Raw genomic sequence first — 4,835 nt, forward strand, 5'->3', positions numbered from 1 at the left:
GTGGCCACGGCGGGCGCGCCGAGGGCGGAGCCCGGCCCGCGGACCCGGGCCAGGAGCGTCCCATCCCGGTCCAGCAGCGCGACGTCGGTCTTGGAGTTGCCGCCGTCGACCGCCAGGACCAGAGACGCCATCACGCGGCCCAGGGCAGGTACGCGCGGTTCGCCTCCAGCAGCGAGTCCGTGAGCCGGTCGGCGACCGCGTGCCGGCCGACGAGCGGATGGGCCAGCAGCGCGCGGAACACCCGGTCGCGGCCCCCGTGCACGGCGGCCTCCAGGGCGAGGTGCTCGTACGCGGTGACGTGGGCGATGAGCCCGGACAGCAGCGGCTCGACCGGCGCGACGGGCAGTGCGACCGGGCCGTCGGCGCCCACCGTCGCGGGGACCTCGATGACCGAGTCCGCAGAGAGGAACGGCAGCGCGGAACCGTTGCGGAGGTTCACCACGTGCGTACGGCCGTCGCCGTCGCGCAGCGACGCCATCAGGTCCAGCGCCGCCTCGGAGTAGAACGCGCCGCCGCGCCGGGTCAGCAGCTCCGGCTTGGCCGTCACCGAGGGGTCGGCGTACGCCTCCAGCAGCCGCCCCTCGATCTCCATGACCTCCTGCGCGCGCACGCCGTTCGCCTTCTGCCCGGCGACCACCTCGTCGTGTGCGTAGTAGTAGTGCAGGTAGTAGGAGGGCACGGTGCCCAGCCGCCGCACCAGGTCCACCGGCAGGCCGGTGGCGGGCGCCACCTTCTCGCCGTACTCCCCGAGCAGGCGCGGCAGCACGTCCTCCCCGTCGAGCAGCACGCGGCGCTCCCACGTCAGGTGGTTGAGGCCGACGTGGTCGAGGGCCAGCCGCGACGGATCGACGTCGAGCACGCGGGCGAAGTGCCGCTGGAACACCACGGCGGCGCTGCAGAGGCCGACCACCCGGCGGTGACCCGCCTGAAGCAGCGCCCGGGTGACGATGCCGACCGGGTTGGTGAAGTCGATCAGCCACGCGGACGGGTTGACCGCCCGTACCCGCTCGGCGACGTCCAGCATCACCGGCACGGTGCGCAGCGCCTTGGCCAGGCCGCCGGCGCCGGTGGTCTCCTGGCCCAGGCAGTCGCAGCGCAGCGGCAGCGTCTCGTCCTGGAGCCGCGCGGCCTGGCCGCCGACGCGCAACTGCACGAGCACGACGTCCGCGCCCTCGGCCGCGGGGGCCAGGCCGGTGTGCGTCGTCACCACGGCCGGGTGGTCGCCGACGGCGAGCATGCGGCGGCTCATCGCGGCGAGCACGTCGAGGCGCCCGGCGGACACGTCCTGCAGGGCGACCTCGCTCACGTCGAGCCGGTCGCGCACGCGGACCAGGCCGTCGATCAGCTCGGGCGTGTACGTCGAACCACCGCCGACGATGGTGAGCTTCATTCGTCCTCCTCGACCTCGACCACGGAGTTCGCGGCGATCACGCGGGCGTAGTAGCAGGCGCTGTCCTTGACGCGCCGTTCCTGGGTGGTGCGGTCGACGTGGACGAGGCCGAAGCGCCGGGCGTACCCCTCGGCCCACTCCAGGTTGTCCAGCAGCGACCAGTGCAGGTAGCCGAGCATCCGCGCGCCCTCGTCCATCGCCCGGGACAGCGCGAGCAGGTGCCGCCGGAGGGCGTGCGAACGCCCGGTGTCCCGTACGCGCCCGGCGGCGTCCGGCTCGGCGTTCCACACGCCGCCGTTCTCGGTGATCAGCAGCGGGGTCCCGTAGTCGTGGTGGAGCCGGACGAGCAGGTCGTGGAAGGCGTCGGGCACGTCCTCCCAGCCGCTCTCGGTGCGCGGGACGCCCTCCTCGGCGCCCAGCACCCGCCACGGCAGGCCGTCCTGTGGCGCGGCGGCGACCCGGCGGCGCGTGTAGTAGTTGACGCCGAGCAGGTCCGGCCGGGTGCCGATGACGTCGAGGTCGCCGGGGCGCACGAAGTCCAGCGGGCCGACGAGCCGTTCGAACAGCTCGACCATGTCCGCCGGGTACTCCCCGCGCAGGACCGGGTCGAGGAACCAGCGGTTCGTGTACCCGTCCGAGCCCCGGGCCGCCTCCGCGTCCGCGTCCGCGGCCGGGTAGGTGGGATAGAGGCTGAGCGGGATGCCCGCCCGCGCCGCCGGGCGGAGCGAGCGGATCCGCTGCATCGCCAGGCCGTGCGCGAGCAGCAGATGGTGCGCGACCAGCACGGACCCGCGCAGGTCCGTCTCGCCCGGCGCGTGCAGGCCCAGCCGGTAACCCAGCACCGACACCACCCACGGCTCGTTGACCGTCAGCCAGGTCGGGACCCGGTCGCCGAAGGCGTCGAGGCAGACCTCGGTGTAGGCGGCGAAGGCCTCCGCGGTCGCCCGCGACTCCCAGCCCCCGCGGTCCTGCGACGCCTGTGGCAGGTCCCAGTGGTACAGGGTCGGCACGGGCGTGATGCCGCGTTCGAGCAGGCCGTCGATCATCCGGTCGTAGTGCGCGAGGCCCGCCGGGTTGACCGGGCCGGTGCCCGCCGGGACGATCCGCGGCCAGGCGAGAGAGAAGCGGTAGGCGTTCATGCCCAGGCCCGCCATCAGGTCGGCGTCGGCCGGCCAGCGGTGGTAGTGGTCGCAGGCCACCTCGCCGGAGTCGATGCCCCGCCCGGCGGTGAAGGTGTCCCAGATCGACGGGGCCCGGCCGTCCTCGGCGACGGCGCCCTCGACCTGGTACGCCGACGTCGCGGCGCCCCACAGGAAATCCGGCGGGAAGTTCACCACCGCACTCCCGGCAGGTTCAGGGCGGCCTCGCAGCCGAGGAGGAGAACGCCGACGCTCCACGCGTGCGAGAGCGTCAGCAGCATCCCCTTCGCCTGGAAGCACTCCGTCTGGTAGTAGCGCTCGCTGGCCATGCCCTTGTAGGCGTTGAAGTCGCCGTCCTCGCGGGCGATGAACTGCCGGAAGCAGGCGAGGTTCTCCCGGGTCAGCTCCCGGTAGTACGGGTCGCCGGTCGCCTCGGCCAGCTCCACCATCTCCGGCAGGCAGATCAGGCCGTACGCGTGCAGGTGCTGGTTGCTCGGCGACGCCTGGTCCGCACCCCGGCTGCGGAAGCCGTACGCGCCCAGCAGCGTGTGCGGATCGAAGCGCACGTCGTAGGTGTAGCGGAAGGTCAGCATCCAGTCCGCGGCGCGGCGGGCCAGGTCGCGCCAGCGCGCCTCGCCGGTCACCCGCCACAGCGCCGTGTACGCGAGGATCGCGGCGTACCCGTCCTCGGACGTCGGCGCCAGGTCCACGTCCTCGGGCGCGCCGTGCAGGAACTCCTCGTCCACGAAGTGCGCGTAGTGCTCACCGCCGCGGATCGCCGCCGGAAGGTGGGCCGGATCGAGGTCGCCGGCCTCGGCGAGCGCGGCCACCCAGGTCAGCCCGGCCGCGCCTTCGCGCGACAGGACACGCCCGTCCTCGGCGTGCAGCAGGCTGCCGAGGTTGCCGTCCGCGTCCTGGCTCTTCACCGCGACGTCCAGGTTGCCGCGCACCGCGCGCTCCCAGGACTCGTGCGAGACGCCCAGGGCCTGCTCCGCGACGACCGCCCGGTGCAGGAACAGGGTCGCCTCGGCGAGGGTGCGGGCGTGCAGGCCGCCGGGCACCGGCGTCCAGCTCCCGGTCCAGCCCCGGCTCCCGTCCCACCGGCCCCAGAACGTGCCCGACGGCGCGAGGTTGGCGCAGATGTGGTCGATGACGGCGGCGCCGGCCGCGACCTCCTCGGGCAGCCCGCGACGGCGGCCGTGCGCCAGCAGCGCGTGCGCGTACGGGATGCCGCTCACCCAGGCGACGTGCATCGCCTCCCGGTCGCCGAGGCCGCGGACGTTGCCGTTGAACTCCCGGTCGAACGCCGCGGTCTCCAGCAGCACGGCCGGGTCCGGACGGTAGTGCCAGCGGTGCAGACCGTACGCCGCGAGGTCGGCCGGCTCGGCCACACCGACCCAGGGGCGCAGCGGCTCGGTGGCCGTTCGCGCGTGCCGCTCACGAAGCACCGGCGCGTACGCGTGCCGGTCCGCGGGCAGCGGGTAGACGCACAGCTCGACCGTGTGCCGCTCCCCCGGCCGCCAGACGTGGGTCTGGGCCATCGGCGGCAGCGGCACGCCGTCGCCGTAGTAGCTGACCGGCGCCTCGCGGTAGGGGAACTCGGCGTGCAGGGTGGCGGTGCCCGCCGCCCAGCCGAAGCCGATGCCGGTCAGGCCCAGCGCGCTGTCCTCGTCCACGGCCAGCGCGAGCCCGCCTTCGCCGGCCCAGGCGAACACGGCGGGTGTCGCGGCACGGTCGGCCCGAAAGCTCCACGCGGGCGAGACGAACCTTTCGGCGTCGGCCTCCCGCGCGTACCGGGGGTAGAGCCGGTCGTTGCCCTCCGGGCGGTTCTCGCCGTAGAAGAGCCCGGGGATCAGCCAGTACGGGTCGTCCTCGGCGGGCAGGCTCGCCGACACCCGCAGCCGCCCCTCGGCGGGCTCGGTCCCCCGGTAGGCGGCGGTCACCGTGACGGTGACGCCGCCGGCCGGGGTCGGGGCGGCCGAGCGGTCCAGCTCCACGTCGAACACACCGGGGTCGAGCCCGGTGACGGTCAGGTCCATGTCCGCTCCCCCTCAAGGTTCTCGGTCAGTGCACGGGTGTCTCGGTCAGCACGCGGATGCCTCGGTCAGCACGCGGGCGGGAACGTTCCAGCCGTCGAGCAGCACGCGCCGCTCGGCGGGCGGCACCCCGTCCCATCGGCACCGCAGCACGATCTCCTCGCCCGGCAGCAGGTCGACGGCGTTGTCGTCCCAGCGGGCCCAGCCGGGCCGGTCCGCCGGGCGGCCGTCGAGCAGCCGCACGAACGGCGCGGCCGGGCCGTCCTCGTG

The 4,835-nt window shown here is 74.5% G+C and carries 4 protein-coding genes; all 4 read right to left on the reverse strand.

Annotation, left to right across the window (positions count from 1 at the left end; translation table 11 throughout):
- Positions 1 to 130: 130 nt before the first annotated feature.
- Entirely contained in the window at positions 131 to 1,390 is a 1,260-nt protein-coding gene (locus ACFFNX_RS42400; RefSeq protein ID WP_378211904.1) for a 6-phospho-beta-glucosidase, read from the reverse strand.
- Entirely contained in the window at positions 1,387 to 2,724 is a 1,338-nt protein-coding gene (locus ACFFNX_RS42405; protein WP_378211905.1) for a GH1 family beta-glucosidase, read from the reverse strand. The genes ACFFNX_RS42400 and ACFFNX_RS42405 overlap by 4 nt, the downstream gene beginning before the upstream one ends.
- Positions 2,721 to 4,568 carry a hypothetical protein gene (locus tag ACFFNX_RS42410; RefSeq protein ID WP_378211906.1) on the reverse strand — a complete coding sequence of 616 codons (1,848 nt, stop codon included), beginning with the start codon at positions 4,566 to 4,568 and terminating at the stop codon, positions 2,721 to 2,723. Before ACFFNX_RS42410 ends, ACFFNX_RS42405 begins: the two co-directional genes overlap by 4 nt.
- Before the next feature lie 45 nt (positions 4,569 to 4,613).
- Positions 4,614 to 4,835, reverse strand: a 222-nt coding sequence (locus tag ACFFNX_RS42415; RefSeq protein WP_378211907.1) for a hypothetical protein, incomplete at its 5' end; no start/stop codon positions are given.

This window comes from Actinoallomurus acaciae (genome assembly GCF_042429965.1).
Taxonomy (GTDB): domain Bacteria; phylum Actinomycetota; class Actinomycetes; order Streptosporangiales; family Streptosporangiaceae; genus Actinoallomurus; species Actinoallomurus acaciae.

Coding starts and splice junctions, on each gene's coding strand:
- ACFFNX_RS42400 (WP_378211904.1), bottom strand. CDS start 1,390: ATGAAGCTCACCATCGTCGGCGGTGGTTCGACGTACACGCCCGAGCTG.
- ACFFNX_RS42410 (WP_378211906.1), bottom strand. CDS start 4,568: ATGGACCTGACCGTCACCGGGCTCGACCCCGGTGTGTTCGACGTGGAG.